The organism is Mycobacterium bulgaricum (assembly GCF_041287165.2).
Taxonomy (GTDB): domain Bacteria; phylum Actinomycetota; class Actinomycetes; order Mycobacteriales; family Mycobacteriaceae; genus Mycobacterium; species Mycobacterium bulgaricum.
The window spans coordinates 1-16,043 of the sequence record NZ_JBGGKV020000015.1 but is presented as its reverse complement, the minus strand read 5'-3'; the positions used below and the strand labels follow the sequence as shown (position 1 = coordinate 16,043).

Annotated in this window: 18 protein-coding genes; 10 read left to right on the top strand and 8 right to left on the bottom strand. The window is 67.4% G+C overall.

The features are described 5' to 3' along the window. Positions 1-60: 60 nt before the first annotated feature. Positions 61-1,155, top strand: coding sequence for a methyltransferase (locus ACAG24_RS26210; protein ID WP_370475328.1), 1,095 nt, complete (start codon positions 61-63; stop codon positions 1,153-1,155). A 14-nt stretch (positions 1,156-1,169) separates the two neighbouring features. Here the strand turns inward: ACAG24_RS26210 and ACAG24_RS26205 are convergent, their stop codons facing one another. The 3 genes from ACAG24_RS26205 to ACAG24_RS26195 form a co-directional block, all read right to left on the bottom strand. Beyond that, on the bottom strand, positions 1,170-2,852 hold the full coding sequence (locus ACAG24_RS26205; protein ID WP_370475327.1) for a hypothetical protein: 1,683 nt from the start codon (positions 2,850-2,852) through the stop codon (positions 1,170-1,172). A gap of 116 nt (positions 2,853-2,968) precedes the next feature. Then, positions 2,969-3,751 (bottom strand): hypothetical protein, encoded by a 783-nt coding sequence (locus ACAG24_RS26200; protein WP_370475326.1) that lies wholly within the window; start codon positions 3,749-3,751, stop codon positions 2,969-2,971. Between the two features lie 75 nt (positions 3,752-3,826). Continuing rightward, on the bottom strand, positions 3,827-4,192 hold the full coding sequence (locus ACAG24_RS26195; protein ID WP_370475325.1) for a DUF952 domain-containing protein: 366 nt from the start codon (positions 4,190-4,192) through the stop codon (positions 3,827-3,829). Positions 4,193-4,325: 133 nt separating this feature from the next. Here ACAG24_RS26195 and ACAG24_RS26190 point away from each other — a divergent pair, with 133 nt between their 5' ends. Together ACAG24_RS26190 and ACAG24_RS26185 are read left to right on the top strand one after the other, a co-directional pair. Continuing rightward, positions 4,326-4,517, top strand: a complete 192-nt coding sequence (locus ACAG24_RS26190; RefSeq protein WP_278038528.1) for a DUF7455 domain-containing protein — start codon at positions 4,326-4,328, stop codon at positions 4,515-4,517. Between the two features lie 29 nt (positions 4,518-4,546). Beyond that, positions 4,547-5,605: a YihY/virulence factor BrkB family protein gene (locus tag ACAG24_RS26185; RefSeq protein ID WP_370475324.1), complete on the top strand. Its 1,059-nt coding sequence runs from the start codon at positions 4,547-4,549 to the stop codon at positions 5,603-5,605. Here the strand turns inward: ACAG24_RS26185 and ACAG24_RS26180 are convergent. Further along, on the bottom strand, positions 5,595-5,831 hold the full coding sequence (locus ACAG24_RS26180; RefSeq protein ID WP_024445914.1) for a DUF3039 domain-containing protein: 237 nt from the start codon (positions 5,829-5,831) through the stop codon (positions 5,595-5,597). The two genes, ACAG24_RS26185 and ACAG24_RS26180, sit on opposite strands and share 11 nt — an antisense overlap. A 78-nt stretch (positions 5,832-5,909) precedes the next feature. Between ACAG24_RS26180 and ACAG24_RS26175 the strand changes: the two genes are divergently transcribed. The 3 genes from ACAG24_RS26175 (at position 5,910) to ACAG24_RS26165 (ending at position 8,271) form a co-directional block, all read left to right on the top strand. Further along, complete coding sequence (locus ACAG24_RS26175; protein WP_370475323.1) at positions 5,910-6,311, top strand: DUF3099 domain-containing protein; 402 nt, start codon at positions 5,910-5,912, stop codon at positions 6,309-6,311. Positions 6,312-6,458: 147 nt separating this feature from the next. Further along, complete coding sequence (gene sigB / locus ACAG24_RS26170; protein WP_270715310.1) at positions 6,459-7,418, top strand: sigma-70 family RNA polymerase sigma factor SigB; 960 nt, start codon at positions 6,459-6,461, stop codon at positions 7,416-7,418. A gap of 160 nt (positions 7,419-7,578) precedes the next feature. Then, a complete protein-coding gene (locus ACAG24_RS26165) occupies positions 7,579-8,271 on the top strand; it encodes an iron-dependent transcriptional repressor DtxR (protein ID WP_370475322.1) in 693 nt (230 codons plus the stop codon). A 1-nt stretch (position 8,272) separates the two neighbouring features. Here the strand turns inward: ACAG24_RS26165 and ACAG24_RS26160 are convergent, their stop codons facing one another. Further along, positions 8,273-9,343, bottom strand: a complete 1,071-nt coding sequence (locus ACAG24_RS26160) for a DUF4192 domain-containing protein (RefSeq protein WP_370475321.1) — start codon at positions 9,341-9,343, stop codon at positions 8,273-8,275. Positions 9,344-9,520: 177 nt separating this feature from the next. Here ACAG24_RS26160 and sthA point away from each other — a divergent pair, with 177 nt between their 5' ends. Continuing rightward, complete coding sequence (sthA, locus tag ACAG24_RS26155; protein ID WP_370475416.1) at positions 9,521-10,927, top strand: Si-specific NAD(P)(+) transhydrogenase; 1,407 nt, start codon at positions 9,521-9,523, stop codon at positions 10,925-10,927. A 6-nt stretch (positions 10,928-10,933) separates the two neighbouring features. Here sthA and ACAG24_RS26150 read toward each other — a convergent pair whose 3' ends face one another. After that, positions 10,934-11,734 carry a trypsin-like serine peptidase gene (locus ACAG24_RS26150; protein WP_370475320.1) on the bottom strand — a complete coding sequence of 267 codons (801 nt, stop codon included), beginning with the start codon at positions 11,732-11,734 and terminating at the stop codon, positions 10,934-10,936. A gap of 291 nt (positions 11,735-12,025) precedes the next feature. Here ACAG24_RS26150 and ACAG24_RS26145 point away from each other — a divergent pair, with 291 nt between their 5' ends. Genes ACAG24_RS26145 through ACAG24_RS26135 form a run of 3 tightly spaced genes read left to right on the top strand, consistent with a single transcriptional unit; the run spans position 12,026 to position 14,749 of the window. Then, complete coding sequence (locus ACAG24_RS26145) at positions 12,026-12,964, top strand: proteasome assembly chaperone family protein (protein ID WP_370475415.1); 939 nt, start codon at positions 12,026-12,028, stop codon at positions 12,962-12,964. A 42-nt stretch (positions 12,965-13,006) separates the two neighbouring features. Next, positions 13,007-14,029, top strand: a complete 1,023-nt coding sequence (locus ACAG24_RS26140) for an alpha/beta fold hydrolase (RefSeq protein ID WP_370475319.1) — start codon at positions 13,007-13,009, stop codon at positions 14,027-14,029. Positions 14,030-14,062: 33 nt separating this feature from the next. After that, positions 14,063-14,749 (top strand): PhzF family protein, encoded by a 687-nt coding sequence (locus tag ACAG24_RS26135; protein ID WP_370475318.1) that lies wholly within the window; start codon positions 14,063-14,065, stop codon positions 14,747-14,749. A gap of 6 nt (positions 14,750-14,755) precedes the next feature. Here ACAG24_RS26135 and nrdR read toward each other — a convergent pair whose 3' ends face one another. Continuing rightward, positions 14,756-15,220 (bottom strand): transcriptional regulator NrdR, encoded by a 465-nt coding sequence (gene nrdR / locus ACAG24_RS26130; RefSeq protein WP_024445924.1) that lies wholly within the window; start codon positions 15,218-15,220, stop codon positions 14,756-14,758. 158 nt (positions 15,221-15,378) lie between these two features. Next, a complete protein-coding gene (locus tag ACAG24_RS26125) occupies positions 15,379-15,849 on the bottom strand; it encodes a LysM peptidoglycan-binding domain-containing protein (protein ID WP_370475317.1) in 471 nt (156 codons plus the stop codon). Positions 15,850-16,043 lie beyond the last annotated feature (194 nt).

Below are 16,043 nucleotides of genomic sequence, written 5' to 3'. Positions count from 1 at the left end.
TAAGGGGCCTGACCTACATTCGTCGGCGACGAGATCAACGCCGACGAAAGCAGACTTCCGATGTCCCCCACCCCGAAAAGGGTCCCGCCGGTCCGGCTCATCAAGGCCGTCGAGCGCGTGCGCGCCGGACTGCAGCGGCTGCACCGGTCCTCGGCACCCGGCAACATCGCCCTCCTGGAGCTCGCGACGGGGGCATGGACGACCCAGGTGCTCTACGTCGCCGCCAAGCTCGGAATCGCCGATCGCTTGGCCGGCGGACCTGCGCATGCCGAGAAGGTCGCCGAACAGATCGGCGCCGACCCCGACGCGGTGTACCGGCTGATGCGGGCGATGACGAGCCGCGGGGTATTGCGCGAAGGCCGCGACGGCCGGTTCGCCCTGACCCCCGTCGGCGAGGCGCTGCGGTCGGATTCGGAAGGATCGCTGCGCGACATGGTGTTGTTCATCGGGCATCCGTCGCGATGGGCCGACTGGGGAAGTCTGCTCTATTCGGTGCAGACGGGTGAGCCCGCCTCCGACAAGCTGCGCGGGATGCCGTTCTGGGACTACCTCGACACCGACCCGGACTTCGCGGCGGTGTTCAACAAGGCGATGACGGCGGCCAGCGGGCTCTCGAACGACGTTGCGCTGCAGGCGTATGACTTCATCGGAGCCCGGCTGGTGGTCGACGTGGGTGGCGGGCACGGCGCGGTGCTCAGCACGATCCTGCGAGCAGCGCCCGCCGCCAACGGAATCCTCTACGACCTTCCGGCGGTGGTCGCCGGTGCCGCGCCGCTCCTGGAGGAGGCCGGTGTGGCCGGGCGGGTCACCGTCACCGGCGGCTCGTTCCTGGAGTCGGTACCTGCGGGCGGGGATGTGTACGTGATGAAGAACATCATCCACGACTGGAGCGACGCCGACTCGACCACGATCCTGCGGAACATCCGCACCGCGATCGCCGACGGGGGCCGCCTGATTCTGTTGGAAATGGTTCTGCCGGAACGGGCTTCGTCATTCATCGGCCACATGCTCGACCTGGAGATGCTGATCACGCTGCACGGAAAAGAACGCACCCGGGCGCAGTACTCGCAGCTTCTCGGCGCGACGGGCTTTCAGCTGACGCGGGTCATCCCGACGGTGAGCCCGCTTTCGGTCATCGAGGCCCGGGCCGTCTAGCCGTTCGGGCGTCGTCAGTCGTCGGCGGGGCGACTGCCGTTGCCCGCGTCACCACCGCGGCCGCCTGCACCCCCGTTGCTGCCGTCCGGGCCGCTACCGGCCGAACCCGAGCCGCCGGACTGGCCTGCCGTGCCGTCGCCGGCAGATCCGCCGTTCCCGCCCTTGCCGCCGGCACCTCCGGAGCCGCCCGCGCCGGTCCCGCCCCGCGTACCGTCGGCGCCCGCTGATCCCTCGACGCTGCCCGCGCCGCCCTTGCCCGCGGCGCCACCGGCACCGCCGTCACCGCCGGCACCGCCCGCACCGCCGAATCCGCCGAAGCCGCCCTGGCCGTCTTTGACGTCGCCGCGGCCTGCGTCCGAAACGTCGGTTCCGCCCGTGCCGCCGTTGCCGCCGTCACCGCCGACCGCACCGTTTCCTCCGGCACCGCCCGCACCGCCTGCACCGCCCGCGCCGCCGTTCCCGGTCTGCGACCCACTGCGGCCGCCGGCGCCGCCGGCTCCGCCACTGGTGCCCGTCGCGCCGGCCGCGCCGGTCCCGCCGTTTCCGCCCGTGCCGCCGGGCCCTGCGAAGCCGACGCCGATGCCCATCTTGACGTTGCCGCCGGCCCCGCCGTCGCCGCCGCGGCCTCCCGCGGCACCGCCGTCGCCGCCCTTGCCGCCGTTGTTGCCGAAGACGGCCACTGTCGGTGAAATGCCTTGGCCCAGGCCGCCGTCGCCGCCGTTACCGCCTGCGCCGCCGCCCGCACCGTCGCCGCCGTCGCCGCCGGCCCCGCCGATGGCGAAATTGTGCGACGGGGCGAACAGAGGCGTGACGCCCTGGCCGTGACCACCGTTGCCGCCGGATTGATTCGTGCCCGGGGCGCCGTCGGCTCCGCGGCCTCCGATGGATCCGATCAATGCGCCATCGACGACATTGGTCGACGGCGGCAAACCGCTGGATCCGAGATAGTTCGGTGAGCCGGTCGCGGCATTTCCCGCCGCGGCCGGGTTGACCCCGTCCTGTCCCCTGCCGCCCGCTCCACCGCTACCACCTGCGCCGCCGTCGCCGTGAGTGCGGCCGGCATTGCCGCCCGCCCCGCCGTTGCCGCCTGCGATGCCGAGGGCGCCGTCGGCGCCGTTCCCGCCGTCGCCGCCATCGCCCGTCGAGGCCAAGCGTCCGGCATTGCCTCCGTCGCCCCCGTCCTGGCCCGGGAAGTAGCCGTCGCCCCCGCGCCCGCCGTTACCGCCAAACAGCCCGGCGTTGCCACCGTTGCCGCCTCGCGCACCGTTTCCGCCCGATCCCCACAACAGACCGCCGTTTGCGCCATTGCACGCCGAGCCCGCGCAGTCCGCCGCGGCATCCACACCGTCGCCGATTAGCCAGCCGCCGGGACCGATCATCGGCCGAGGCGCCAGGGCGCTCGGCGCCGCGGTGGTTGCCGACGACGCTCTGTCGTGGTCCCGCGATCCGGCGTAGCCGAACCACAAAAGTTCTTCTGGCACAGGCGCATTCGGTACCCAAACGGAGTCGAAGGAAACGAGCCGGACATCCTGGTCGGCGATTGCGGGCTCCCCCGTGTGCATGCCGAACAGCACCCCGACACCGATCATCGCCACCCCACCGGTACCGATGGCGAGCAATTGCCGCGCCGGCACGACACCGCATGCCGCCTCGTTCTCGATGGTCGATTTCCGATGTTTGCCACCACGCTGTGCCACGCGGACGTCCCCTCGTCAGCTTGTCTTTCGGATTAGCTGAAATGTAACACGGCAAACAAACTGCACATCAAGGAGACTTTCGGCGCCTCGCGCCGGCATACCGCGCGACGGCCGTGTCAGCGCTTACGTTCGCGCACCTTGTACGTCGACGGCCACGATTCCCTGGTGTCATCTCCGACCAACGGGACGCCCTTCGAGCCGATCCTGATGTCGTAGGCCTCCTTGCCCGCACCGACCTCGCGGTTGGCGTGCTCGGTGGCCAGATAGATGAGCTGATCGATCTCGGCTTCGGCGAAAGCGACGAACGTGGTCTTGCGGACGATCTCCTCAGCGGGAGGCACCATGCGGTCGGGAAGTATGCGGGTCAGCAGCGCTGCGACGCCCAGCAGCGAGAAGGGCACCACCCAGTAGCAGATGAAGGACAGCGGGGTCCTGGTGTCGAGGATCGTCGCATCGCCCTGCGCGATCGGCGGGATCGCCGATGACACCGTCATACCGCCGAAGGCGGCGATCCAGATCCACGTGAGCACCGAGGTGATCTTGGCGAACGGTTCGCTCTCGACCACCTCCTTGGGCTGGCCCACCTCGGCGAACTCGCGCACGAACGGCCGGCCGATCAGCGCGCTCGTCAGCGCCGCCAGGAACACGCCCGCATTGCTCAGCGGCTGCAACCACTGCTCCATGAACGACTCACTGACGGTGAACGTGACCGCCGTCAATACGAGAAACGTTGCCAGAGCACCGATTTCCAGCGTGCGACCCGGTGAGCCGGCCATCCGCGCGACGACGAACGCTGCGACGGACACGGCAAGTGCAACCAACACCGCAGTGTGGAACGGGACGTTTCCGACCAGGACCCAGTAGATGATCCACGGTGCAAAGCCAAAGATGATGCCCACGGCAGGTCAGTGTATTGAGTCGGAAGGCGCCACGGCAGCGGCCTATGTCGATTGTGAGAATGGCGCTCTTGTCGGCTAAGAGCGCAACGGGGCGAAACCACCGTCCCGGCCCGGCCGGTACGCAGTGACGCGTATCACAGCCTCCGCAGGCAAAGGTCCATACAAATGTGGGAACTCCATGCCATCGGGATCGGACGGAACGCCCGGTTCCCAGCGAACAGGAGAAGTCAGCCGTGCAGCGTCGATGCGGAGCAGCACCAGATCGGACCTCCCGGCGTACAGCCGGTTGGCCGGGAGATGGACCTGCTCCGGAGTCGACAGGTGCACGAAGCCGACGGCCCTCAGCGACTCCGGCGAGTGCTGACCCATTCGCTTCGCCTGCTCCCACTCTGCGGCTGTGCACAGATGTACGAGCACCTCGCCTCCACTCTCGTCCGGCATATCGGCACTCTCCCCTTGTCGCAACGCGGGCGCCCGTGAGACACGACACACCCGTGAACCCCCGGGGAACAAGGCCGGAACCCCAAGCGTCTGACACAGTAGATGTACGTCGCAACCACCCTATGGAGGTGCCATGACCGCAACGCTCACCAGTCCTGAACTCACCAAGGCTGACCGCTGCGACCGTTGTGGGGCTGCAGCTCGCGTGCGGGCGACACTTCCGTCCGGAGCCGAGCTGCTGTTCTGCCAACACCACGCCAACGAGCACGAGGCGAAACTCGTGGAATTGGCGGCCGTGATCCAAGTCAGCCCGCTGGAGCCCTAGAACCACGAATCGGCGATGCTGGACTGGTCATGAGTGACCAGTCACAGCGTCTGCCGATGCGGCCTTCGGTGAAGCCCAAACCGTCACGCCACCACGTCCGGCACATCGCCTTGCGAACGCTGGGCAAGAGTTGGGACGACTCGATCTTTTCGGAGTCGGCGCAGGCTGCATTCTGGTGCGCCTTGTCGTTGCCTCCGCTGTTGCTCGGAATGCTCGGCAGTCTTGCCTACATCGCTCCGCTGTTCGGACCGGAGACGCTGCCGACCATTCAGGACCAGATCATCAACACGGCCGAGAGGTTCTTCTCCTCCAACGTCGTGAACGAGATCATCGAACCGACGGTCCGTGACATTGTTCGGGGCGCCCGCGGCGAGGTCGTGTCCGTGGGCTTCATCATCTCGTTGTGGGCAGGCTCCTCGGCCATCTCGGCCTTTGTCGACTCGATCACCGAGGCGCATGACCAGACGCCGCTGCGTCACCCCGTACGGCAGCGGTTCTATGCACTGGGCCTCTATGTGGTGATGCTCGTGGGCGCGATCATCACGGCTCCGTTCCTGGCGCTGGGGCCGCGCAAGATCGCCGAGTACATCCCCGACAGCTGGGATCACACACTGCAATTCGCCTATTACCCCGTGCTGTTCGTCGCACTGGCAGTGGCGGTCAACGTGCTCTACCGCGTCTCGCTGCCGAGGCCGCTGCCCTCCCACCGACTACTGCTCGGCTCGGTCCTGGCCGCCGTCGTCTTTCTCATCGCGACGTGGGGGTTGCGCCTCTATCTGACCTGGATCACGAGCACCGGCTACACCTACGGCGCGCTGGCCACGCCGATTGCTTTCCTGCTCTTCGCGTTCTTCCTGGGGTTCGCCATCATGATCGGCGCCGAGTTGAACGCCGCCATCGAGGAGGAATGGCCGGCCCCCGAGACACACGCCAAGCGCTTCCGCTGGTGGCTGGAGGCCAAGGCCGAATCGCTCAACGGCCGCAACGGCTCCGTGCCGCCGGCGGCGCCCCCGTCGGCGCCCGGTGTGATCGCACCGCAGGCGCCCGTCACCGACGGTCCGCCCGGCGGCGGACCTGCTACTTCTTGAGCTGCTCGTAGATCCGCTTACAGTCCGGACACACCGGCGAACCGGGCTTCGCCGACCGCGTCACCGGGAACACCTCGCCGCAGAGTGCGACGACGTGCGTTCCCATGACGGCACTCTCGGCGATCTTGTCCTTCTTGACGTAGTGGAAGAACTTGGGCCGGTCGTCGTCGGTCCCGTCGTCGACGCGTTCGTCGGTCTCGGTGCGCTCGATCGTCTGGGTGTCCATGGCGTCCATTCTGCCTGGCAACCGATCCGTAAGAAACGGGACGGGCGCAGAGGTGACCACGTGTGGAACAGTGGAGGTATGAAACAAGGCCCAGAGCTAAGTTTCGACGACGAGGGCCGTCCGGTCCTGATCACCCGGGCCGCCCCGGCGTACGAAGTGCAGCACCGCCGCCGCGTCAAGAAGTACCTGTCGCTGATGGCATTTCGTATCCCCGCGCTCATTCTCGCCGCGGTGGCCTACTCCGTGTGGGAGAACGGGCTGATCTCGCTGGCCATCATCGTGGTCTCGATCCCGCTGCCGTGGATGGCGGTTCTGATCGCCAACGACCGCCCGCCGCGGACCGCCGAGGAGCCCCGCCGCTACGACACCCCTCGACGCATCCCGCTGTTCCCGACCGCCGAACGGCCGGCAATCGAACGCATGCCTCGCACCGCGCCGCAACATGGCGGCGACGATGTGCGGGGCGATGTTCCTGGCTGAGCGCCTTCTTCGGGCATTCTCAGCACATTCTCAGGTCTTCGACCAATAACCGCTGATCAGAACGTGTGAACCTCCGAGAACGTGGGAACTCTCTGCGCGCCTGGGGCGTTGTAGTCCGTGAAAGTTCCACCCGATCAGGAGGCCGCCATGGCAAATGCCACCACAAGCCGCATCGACCAAGACCTGGACGCTCAGAGCCCGGCCGCCGACCTGGTGCGCGTGTACCTGAACGGCATCGGCAAGACCGCGCTGCTCAACGCTGCCGACGAGGTCGAGTTGGCCAAGCGGATCGAGGCGGGCCTGTACGCGCAGCACCTGCTCGCCACGCGGAAGCGCTTGGGCGACAACCGCAAGCGTGATCTGGCGGCGGTGGTGCGTGACGGTGAGGCGGCGCGGCGGCACCTGCTCGAAGCCAACCTGCGTTTGGTGGTGTCGCTGGCCAAGCGCTACACCGGCCGCGGCATGCCGCTGCTGGACCTCATCCAGGAGGGCAACCTCGGACTGATCCGCGCGATGGAGAAGTTTGACTACACCAAGGGATTCAAGTTCTCCACGTACGCGACGTGGTGGATCCGTCAGGCGATCACCCGCGGTATGGCCGATCAGAGCCGCACCATCCGCCTGCCCGTGCACCTCGTCGAGCAGGTGAACAAGCTCGCCCGCATCAAGCGTGAGATGCACCAGAACCTCGGGCGCGAAGCCACCGACGAGGAGCTCGCGGAAGAGTCGGGCATCCCGGTCGAGAAGATCACCGACCTGCTGGAGCACAGCCGCGACCCGGTGAGCCTCGACATGCCGGTCGGCAGCGACGAAGAGGCCCCGCTGGGCGACTTCATCGAGGACGCCGAGGCGATGTCGGCGGAGAATGCGGTCATCTCCGAGCTGCTGCACACCGACATCCGCTATGTGCTCGCCACGCTCGACGAGCGTGAGCAGCAGGTCATCCGGTTGCGGTTCGGCCTCGACGACGGCCAGCCGCGCACGCTCGACCAGATCGGCAAGCTGTTCGGCCTGTCGCGCGAGCGCGTCCGCCAGATCGAGCGCGAGGTGATGGCCAAGCTCCGCAACGGGGAGCGTGCCGACCGTCTGCGCTCGTACGCCAGCTGAGCCGACCCAGCTCAGCCCACCTCGCGAAAACCCGCCGGGCGACCCGGCGGGTTTTCTGCTGGGAGCAGGCGGTGGGCCCGCAGTGTGACCGTGTCGCTCCGGGAAGGACCGCAGTCGGGCCACATCGGCCGGTAGACTCACCTCAGACGGAGGGTGTGCAATGAACGATCTTGTCGATACCACCGAGATGTATCTGCGAACGATCTACGACCTCGAGGAAGAGGGCGTGATCCCGCTGCGCGCGCGCATCGCAGAACGTCTCGACCAGAGTGGACCCACCGTGAGCCAGACTGTGTCGCGCATGGAGCGCGACGGACTGCTCCACGTCGCAGGTGACCGCCACCTGGAGCTCACCGACAAAGGCCGCGCGCTGGCAGTCGCGGTGATGCGCAAGCACCGCCTCGCCGAGCGCCTTCTGGTCGATGTCATCGGCCTGCCGTGGGAAGAGGTCCACGCCGAGGCCTGCCGCTGGGAACACGTCATGAGCGTCGACGTCGAGCGTCGACTGGTTCAGGTCCTCAACAACCCGACGACCTCTCCCTTCGGCAACCCGATCCCGGGCCTTTCCGAACTCGGCGTCGGCGACGAGTTCGCCGACGAGGCCTTCAGCCTGGTGCGCCTCACCGAGCTCCCGGCGGGAATGCCCGTCGCCGTCGTCGTGCGTCAGCTGACCGAACACGTCCAGGGCGACGTCGAACTGATCGCCCGCCTCAAGGACGCCGGCGTGGTGCCCAACGCCCGCGTGACCGTCGAGGTCAACGATCACGGCGGTGTCATGATCGTCATCCCCGGCCACGAGCAGGTCGAGCTGCCCCACGAAATGGCGCACGCCGTCAAGGTCGAGAAGGTCTGACTCAGCCCGCCCGGCTGCGGAGCCACCGCTTGGGCGGCAGCCGCACACCCAGCTGTGTAGCCAGCCGATAGCCCGTGTCCGCGAGTTCGCGGATCTGGTCGGGCCGCATGCCTGCCTGCAGCGCCTGATCGAGCATGCCTGCCATCCTGTGCGGGCCGCACCGCAGCGCCGCGTCCAGCGAGATTCCCGCCAACGGCCCGTCGCCGCGCACATAGGCCGAGAAGGCCAGCAGCACAAGGGCTTCCACCCGCCAGGGCTCGGGCAGCGTTCGGGAGAGCTGCACCCACAGCGATTCCGCCGATGCGGCCTTGTCACCGACGGCCAACGCATAAAGAGTGTCGCGCACCCGCGTGTCGGTCAGCGCCCAGGCCAGCCGGGTCAACTCCGCGTCGGTCAGCACTGCCCCGTCGTCATCGCGTTCGGCACAGGCCAGGACGTGCTCGATGTCGCCGCGGGCCGCAGAATCCGGCCGCTCGCGGCCGCGCCCGCCACCCTGCTCGATGACCTCGACGAGCGCCGCGGTGCGTGCAGGATCGGCGGTGGCGACGACGGCGAGCAACTCCTCGCGAGTGGCGTAGAGGCGCCGACCGTCCAGCACCGCCGCCACAGCGGTGGGTGACGACATCGGGTCATCGACCACGCCGGTTCGGCCGCAGCCGTCCGCGCAGTACCACCGGGCCCCCGCGGCGACCTCGGGGACGACGTGCGCGGCGATGAGTTCCACGTCGTTGTCGGCGAGTTCGCCGGCGAGCGTGCGCACCAGCCAGCGATGGTCGTCGAAGCACGCGGGGCAGTCGGCCCCCTCGTCGTCCACGATGACGGCGATGACGATCTCGGCTCCCGAGGCTGACGCCAGTTCGGCCAGTTCGCCCAACCGCTGCGGGGTGGCGTCGTACAGATCGCCACGCAGCACGGCGCCCATCTCGCCGCGGGCAGCGGTGACAAGGACCACGGATTTCGCAGGGACGAAACCGAGGACGGCGGGCAGTGCCGCGATCAGCGCTCCGGGGCAGTCGGCCGAGAAGTCGGGATGGTTTTCGGCGTTGTTTCCGAACTGATGTAGTGAGGCCATACCGCAAACTTGGCAATCGCCTCCGACGTCGCGGCCCCGTCGGCGCCGTGGCGCCGCGCAACTGGGGATGAAATCGGGTTTGGGGATCGATCGCGCGCCGACGTCTGTTCACCAGTTGTTGACGCGCCTCGGCATGCGGGGTCCGGGCAACCGGCGTAGACCTGACCCATGGCTTCGATGCTGGAGTACGACCTTGTCGTCATCGGTTCCGGCCCGGGCGGGCAGAAGGCTGCGATCGCCGCTGCGAAACTCGGGAAATCGGTCGCCGTCGTGGAGCGTGGCCGCATGCTCGGCGGCGTCTGTGTCAACACCGGCACCATCCCGTCGAAGACGCTGCGCGAGGCGGTCGTGTACCTGACCGGTATGAGTCAGCGAGAGCTGTACGGTGCCAGCTACCGGGTGAAGGAGAAGATCACCCCGGCCGATCTGCTGGCCCGCACGACCCATGTGATCACCAAGGAACAGGACGTCGTGCGTTCCCAGCTGATGCGCAACCGCATCGACCTGGTCGAAGGGCACGGCCGGTTCCTGGATCCGCACACCGTCCTCGTCGAGGAGCCGCGGCGGGGCGAACGCACCACGGTCACAGGCGAATACATCGTGGTGGCCACCGGCACCAAACCGGCGCGCCCGGCGGGTGTGGAATTCGACGAGAACCGGGTGCTGGACTCCGACGGCATCCTCGACTTGAAGTCGCTGCCCTCCTCCATGGTGGTCGTCGGCGCGGGCGTGATCGGTATCGAGTACGCGTCGATGTTCGCCGCGTTGGGCACCAAGGTGACCGTTGTCGAGAAACGCGACACCATGCTCGACTTCTGCGACTCCGAGATCATCGAGTCACTCAAGTTCCACCTGCGCGACCTCGCGGTCACGTTCCGCTTCGGCGAGGAGGTCACCGCCGTCGATGTCGGCTCCGCCGGCACCGTGACGACGCTGGCCAGCGGTAAGCAGATCCCGGCCGAGACGGTGATGTACTCGGCCGGCCGGCAGGGGCAGACCGACCACCTGGACCTGGAGAACGCAGGCCTGGAGGCCGACCACCGCGGCCGCATCTTCGTCGACGACAACTTCCAGACCAAGGTCGATCACATCTACGCCGTCGGCGACGTCATCGGCTTCCCGGCCCTGGCGGCCACGTCGATGGATCAGGGGCGGCTGGCGGCCTATCACGCCTTCGACGAACCGCGGCACGCCATGACGGAGCTGCAGCCCATCGGCATCTACTCCATCCCCGAGGTCTCCTATGTCGGTGCCACAGAGGTCGAGCTGACCAAGGACGCCATTCCGTACGAGGTCGGCGTCTCGCGCTACCGCGAGCTCGCCCGCGGCCAGATCGCAGGCGACTCCTACGGCATGCTCAAGCTGCTGGTCTCGACCGAGGACCTACGGCTGCTCGGTGTGCACATCTTCGGCACCAGCGCTACCGAGATGGTGCACATCGGTCAGGCCGTCATGGGGTGCGGCGGTACCGTCGAATACCTCGTCGACGCGGTCTTCAACTATCCGACATTCTCCGAGGCCTACAAGGTCGCTGCGCTCGACGTGATGAACAAACTGCGGGCTCTCAACCAGTTCCGCGCGTAAGGGCGGTCATTCGCAGCCGTCGGTGAACGCCTCCGGCGGCCGGTCGCCCGGCGCCCCGGCCAGCGCACGCGAGACCAGGTCGGTGACCGCGACGCCGAACGGCGGTGAATATGAGATCTCGTCGACGCAGCCGCCGCCGTCGAGCCCGCCGACCAACCCCGACACCGTCGTCCCCGACATCCATGGCGCCCCGGAGAAGCCGCCGACCACGCCGTCGCAGTGCAGCGCCGGAAACCCGTGGTGTGCGACCGCCACGGGGGCCCGGCACGCCGATGGCCCGCCGCCGACCCCCGCCGGATAACCGACGACGGTGATCTCGTCACCGGTCCCGGGAGCGCCGCCGAGCATCAGGCCCTCCCCTGCCACCGACTGCAGCCGAGCACCGTCGGCGCGCTCCACCCGAGCCACCGCGAAGTCGGCCGCCGGATCCTGCTCGGCGACCCACCGCGAATCGAGGTAGACCGCCGCGACGTGCCAGGCGGCGTCATCCCCCGCTTCGTCGGCTCCGCTTCCGAAGCCGGGAACGAACCGCGTGTCGACGTCCGCGACGAGGCAGTGCGCCGCTGTCAGGATGAGGTTCGACGACCGCGGGGCCAGCACCGAGGCGGTGCACACATGCAGATCCCCCGCGCCCACGAAGACCGCACCCACCCGTGGGTCGGGGGCTATCGGGCGCGCGGCGGGCAGGCCCTCGACAGGCACCGGCCGCTCCACAGCCCGCGGTGTCGAACAACCCACCACCAGGGGCAGGGTCACCAGCACCCACACGCAGGCTCGCCGCACCCGGGCGACGGCGAAGGGTTGCATACCCGCCCATCCTCCCCCACCCGGCGTCACCGTGCGTTCGCCCGGCGTTTCCGCAGCGACGCAGCAGGGTAGAAGGCGGGTCATCATCGAGGAATGTCACGTCGGCGTGTTCGCGTTCGAACAACTGGGTGACGCCCGCCCGGGCAGGCGCGGTGACGTTACCGTCGTGCGAGACACTGGTGCACACGGTCAACCACCCATCAGGTGAGACCGCACCGAGGCGAGGAGGCGAGACTAGTGACGGACGAGACACAGGATCCCGGCCAGCGGTATCAGCCAGAGCAGACCGGGATGTACGAGCTCGAGTTCCCCGGCCCGCAGCTGACCTCCCCCGACGGACGGGGCCCGGTCCTCGTCCATGCGTTGGAGGGCTTCTCCGACGCCGGGCACGCGATCAAGCTGGCCGCACAACACCTCAAGAACACGCTGGACACCGAACTGGTCGCGTCGTTCGCAATCGACGAACTGCTCGACTACCGCTCGCGCCGGCCGATGATGACGTTCAAGACCGATCACTTCACCGCCTACGAAGAACCCGAGCTGAACCTCTACGCGTTGCACGACAACGTGGGCACGCCGTTTCTGCTGCTCGCCGGACTGGAACCGGACCTGCGCTGGGAGCGCTTCATCACCGCCGTGCGGCTGCTGTCCGAACGGCTCGGGGTCAGGCGTGTGATCGGGTTGGGCTCCATCCCGATGGCCGTCCCCCACACCCGTCCGATGACCCTGACGGCTCATTCCAACGACAAGGAGCTCATCGCCGACCATCAGCCGTGGGTCGGCGAGGTGCAGGTGCCCGGCAGCGCATCCAATCTGCTGGAGTTCCGGATGGCGCAGCACGGCTACGAAGTCGTGGGTTTCACCGTGCACGTGCCCCACTACCTGGCGCAGACCGATTACCCGTCCGCCGCGGAGACGCTGCTGTCCGAAGTCGCCCGGAACGGTTCGCTGGAGTTGCCGACCGCCGACTTGACCAAGGCCGCCGCGAACGTGTTCGACAAGATCAACGAGCAGGTTGCCGCCAGTGCGGAGGTCGCTCAAGTGGTAGAGGCACTGGAGCGACAGTACGATGCATTCGTTGCCGCACAGGAGAACAGGTCTCTGCTGGCGCGCGACGAGGATTTGCCGAGCGGAGAGGAGCTGGGCGCGGAATTCGAGCGGTTCCTTGCCCAGCAGGCCGGTGAGAAGAAGCGGAAGGACGGGGACGACCACCCGCGGGAAGGTCTCTGACTTCTGCCGGCCCCCAGCCGGCCTGACGACGAAGTGGGCGACATGACCGAACGCACGCCGAAGCTGCGTCCCGTACGCGAACTGACACCGACGCTGCAGTACTGCACCATTCACGGCTACCGGCGGGCGTTTCGCGTCGCCGGATCCGGCCCCGCGATACTGCTGATCCACGGCATCGGCGACAACTCGACCACGTGGAGCAGTGTGCAGATGCAGCTGGCTCGGCGGTTCACCGTCATCGCGCCCGACCTGCTCGGGCACGGGAAATCCGACAAGCCGCGTGCGGACTATTCGGTGGCCGCCTATGCCAACGGCATGCGCGACCTGCTCAGCGTGCTCGACATCGACAGTGTCACCGTGGTCGGCCATTCCCTCGGCGGCGGTGTTGCCATGCAGTTCGCCTACCAGTTCCCGCAATTGGTCGACAGATTGATCCTGGTCGGCGCCGGCGGTGTTACCAAGGACGTCAACATCGCATTGCGGGTGGCATCGTTGCCGATGGGCAGTGAGGCACTCGCGCTGCTGCGCCTGCCGCTCGTGCTCCCCGCGCTTCGGCTGATAGGACGCATGGGCGGACCGTTCCTGGGTTCGAGCGGACTCGGCCGTGACATCCCCAACATGATGCGGATCCTGGCCGACCTACCCGAGCCCACCGCGTCATCGGCATTCGCGCGCACGCTACGGGCTGTCGTCGATTGGCGCGGTCAGGTGGTGACGATGCTCGACCGCTGTTATCTGACGCAATCGGTTCCGGTGCAACTCATCTGGGGCAGCCGCGACTCGGTGATCCCCGTCAGTCACGCAGAGATGGCGCATGCGGCGATGCCCGGATCACGGCTGGAGATCTTCGAGGGATCGGGCCACTTCCCCTTCCACGACGACCCCGACAGGTTCGTCGAACTCGTCGAGACGTTCATCGACACCACCGAACCCGCTGTCTACGACCAGGAATATCTGCGCGGACTGCTGCGCACCGGCATCAGCGAGCGGGCCATCTCAGGCGATGTCGACACCCGCGTCGCCGTCCTCGATGCCATGGGCGCCGACGAACGCAGCGCTACCTGACCCGCCCGGTACCCACCACGTAGCATCGGGCGCATGGCCATCGACGTGACAGTGCTGCGTGTATTCACTGACAGGGACGGCCGATACGGCAACCCGCTGGGCGTCGTGGACGCCGCCACGGTGGATCCCGGCGATCGCCAACGCATAGCCACCGAATTGGGTTACAGCGAAACGATTTTCGTCACCCCGCCGGCTGCGGGCCTACACAACGCGCAGGCGCGTATCTACACCCCCACCACAGAACTACCGTTCGCCGGGCATCCAACGGTGGGCGTGTCATGGTGGCTCAAAGACCGTGGCATGCCCATCAGGACACTGCAGGTGCCCGCAGGCATCGTGCAGGTCACCTACGACGGCGACCTCACCGCGGTCAGCGCCCGAGCAGAGTGGGCGCCGGCCTTCTCCATCTACGACATCGCTTCGCTCGAGGATCTCGCCGCTGCCGACCCCGACGACTACGCCGATGAGTCCGAGCATTATCTGTGGACTTGGCTCGACAAGGAAGCGAACACAATCAGGTCCCGGATGTTCGCGCCACACCTCGGTATCCGGGAGGACGAGGCCACCGGCGCTGCTGCGGTGCGAATCACCGAGTATCTGAGCCGCGACCTGACCATTGTCCAGGGACAGGGATCAATCATCGAGACCACCTGGAGCGCCGAAGGTTGGGTGCGGGTCGCCGGCCGGGCAGTCGATGACGGGCAGCGGCAGATCGATTAGGGCCAGCTAGCCTTTCGCCGGGACCTCGCGATGCGCGCGCAACGCCTGTATCTCGCGTTCGAAGTCCTCCGCGGAGGAGAACGAGCGGTACACCGAGGCGAACCGCAGGTAGGCGACCTCGTCGAGATCTCTCAGCGGCCCGAGTATGGCGAGCCCCACCTCGTTGCTGGGCACCTCGGGTGATCCGGTGGCACGCACCGCATCTTCGACCTGCTGGGCGAGCAGATTCAGCGCATCGTCGTCGACCTGGCGCCCCTGGCACGCTCGCCGTACACCGCGGATGACCTTCTCGCGGCTGAACGGCTCGGTGACCCCACTGCGTTTGACGACCGCCAGCACCGCGGTCTCCACCGTGGTGAACCGCCGCCCGCATTCAGGGCACGACCTGCGCCGCCGTATTGCCTGGCCTTCATCGGTCTCGCGAGAATCGACCACCCGGGAATCAGGATGGCGGCAGAACGGACAGTGCATCACTGCTCCTTCGCCGCACCGACAGACAACCGCTTCGAACGTCTTTGAGCGTACCTGCGCCACCCACGGGCGGCCCAATGCCGGACCCAAACGCGCGTACGTCATCACAGGACTTCCGAGAATGCTTGAGCAGTATGTCTTTTGACGTCGGCGACCGGTCAGGCGACCGGCGCGATCAGCGTCTGCCCCGCATCGAGCACCACGGACTCGAGCTTGTTCAGTTCACGAATCCGCTCGACCACCTCGGACACCGGGGCATCCGGGGCCACCCGCTGCGCGACGTGCTGCAGGGACTCGCCGCTGTGGACCTGCACGACCGCAAGGCGGCTCGGAATCTCCGCCTCGACGCCGGACACACCGCCGGACTGAGCCACCAGGCCGAGCCACAGCGTGATCGCTGCGGCCACCAGCGCGAGCGCCACCGTGGTCACAGGAGTGATCGGGCGGCGCCGATGGGATGCACGGCTCACGAGCACACCGGTCCCGCGGTGGTTCATCGGGGCGCCGGCGGGCCGACGGGACTGCGGCCTGCGCGTCGGGGACACCGTCCTGAAGTGGCCCCCACCGACCTCCAGGCGAGGGGCGCGCTCGAACTCGTTCCAGGTCTCACGATCGTCGATGAGGGTCATCTGTCGGCCTTTCCGTCAGGGGTCGCATTCGCTCTTGTGTTCGAACCGTACTCGATCATCTGTTCGATTGATAGAACACGTGATCGAACTGTTGTGAACCGTAACGACGCCCACTGACATTGATTCTGTTAAGCGGGTTCGGGTGAGGATGGTCTTGCTCGTTCGCCGCCGGTGATGACTCGTCCTCCGACTGG

Bases quoted from the DNA above. Each gene is read 5' to 3' on its own strand.
- sthA (WP_370475416.1), top strand. From the start codon at position 9,521: ATGCTGGAGTACGACCTTGTCGTCATCGGTTCCGGCCCGGGCGGGCAG.
- sigB (WP_270715310.1), top strand. From the start codon at position 6,459: ATGGCAAATGCCACCACAAGCCGCATCGACCAAGACCTGGACGCTCAG.
- ACAG24_RS26150 (WP_370475320.1), bottom strand. From the start codon at position 11,734: ATGCAACCCTTCGCCGTCGCCCGGGTGCGGCGAGCCTGCGTGTGGGTG.
- ACAG24_RS26190 (WP_278038528.1), top strand. From the start codon at position 4,326: ATGACCGCAACGCTCACCAGTCCTGAACTCACCAAGGCTGACCGCTGC.
- ACAG24_RS26195 (WP_370475325.1), bottom strand. From the start codon at position 4,192: ATGCCGGACGAGAGTGGAGGCGAGGTGCTCGTACATCTGTGCACAGCC.
- ACAG24_RS26135 (WP_370475318.1), top strand. From the start codon at position 14,063: ATGGCCATCGACGTGACAGTGCTGCGTGTATTCACTGACAGGGACGGC.
- ACAG24_RS26125 (WP_370475317.1), bottom strand. From the start codon at position 15,849: ATGACCCTCATCGACGATCGTGAGACCTGGAACGAGTTCGAGCGCGCC.
- ACAG24_RS26180 (WP_024445914.1), bottom strand. From the start codon at position 5,831: ATGGACACCCAGACGATCGAGCGCACCGAGACCGACGAACGCGTCGAC.
- ACAG24_RS26145 (WP_370475415.1), top strand. From the start codon at position 12,026: ATGTACGAGCTCGAGTTCCCCGGCCCGCAGCTGACCTCCCCCGACGGA.
- nrdR (WP_024445924.1), bottom strand. From the start codon at position 15,220: ATGCACTGTCCGTTCTGCCGCCATCCTGATTCCCGGGTGGTCGATTCT.
- ACAG24_RS26140 (WP_370475319.1), top strand. From the start codon at position 13,007: ATGACCGAACGCACGCCGAAGCTGCGTCCCGTACGCGAACTGACACCG.
- ACAG24_RS26175 (WP_370475323.1), top strand. From the start codon at position 5,910: ATGAAACAAGGCCCAGAGCTAAGTTTCGACGACGAGGGCCGTCCGGTC.
- ACAG24_RS26160 (WP_370475321.1), bottom strand. From the start codon at position 9,343: ATGGCCTCACTACATCAGTTCGGAAACAACGCCGAAAACCATCCCGAC.
- ACAG24_RS26185 (WP_370475324.1), top strand. From the start codon at position 4,547: ATGAGTGACCAGTCACAGCGTCTGCCGATGCGGCCTTCGGTGAAGCCC.
- ACAG24_RS26210 (WP_370475328.1), top strand. From the start codon at position 61: ATGTCCCCCACCCCGAAAAGGGTCCCGCCGGTCCGGCTCATCAAGGCC.
- ACAG24_RS26165 (WP_370475322.1), top strand. From the start codon at position 7,579: ATGAACGATCTTGTCGATACCACCGAGATGTATCTGCGAACGATCTAC.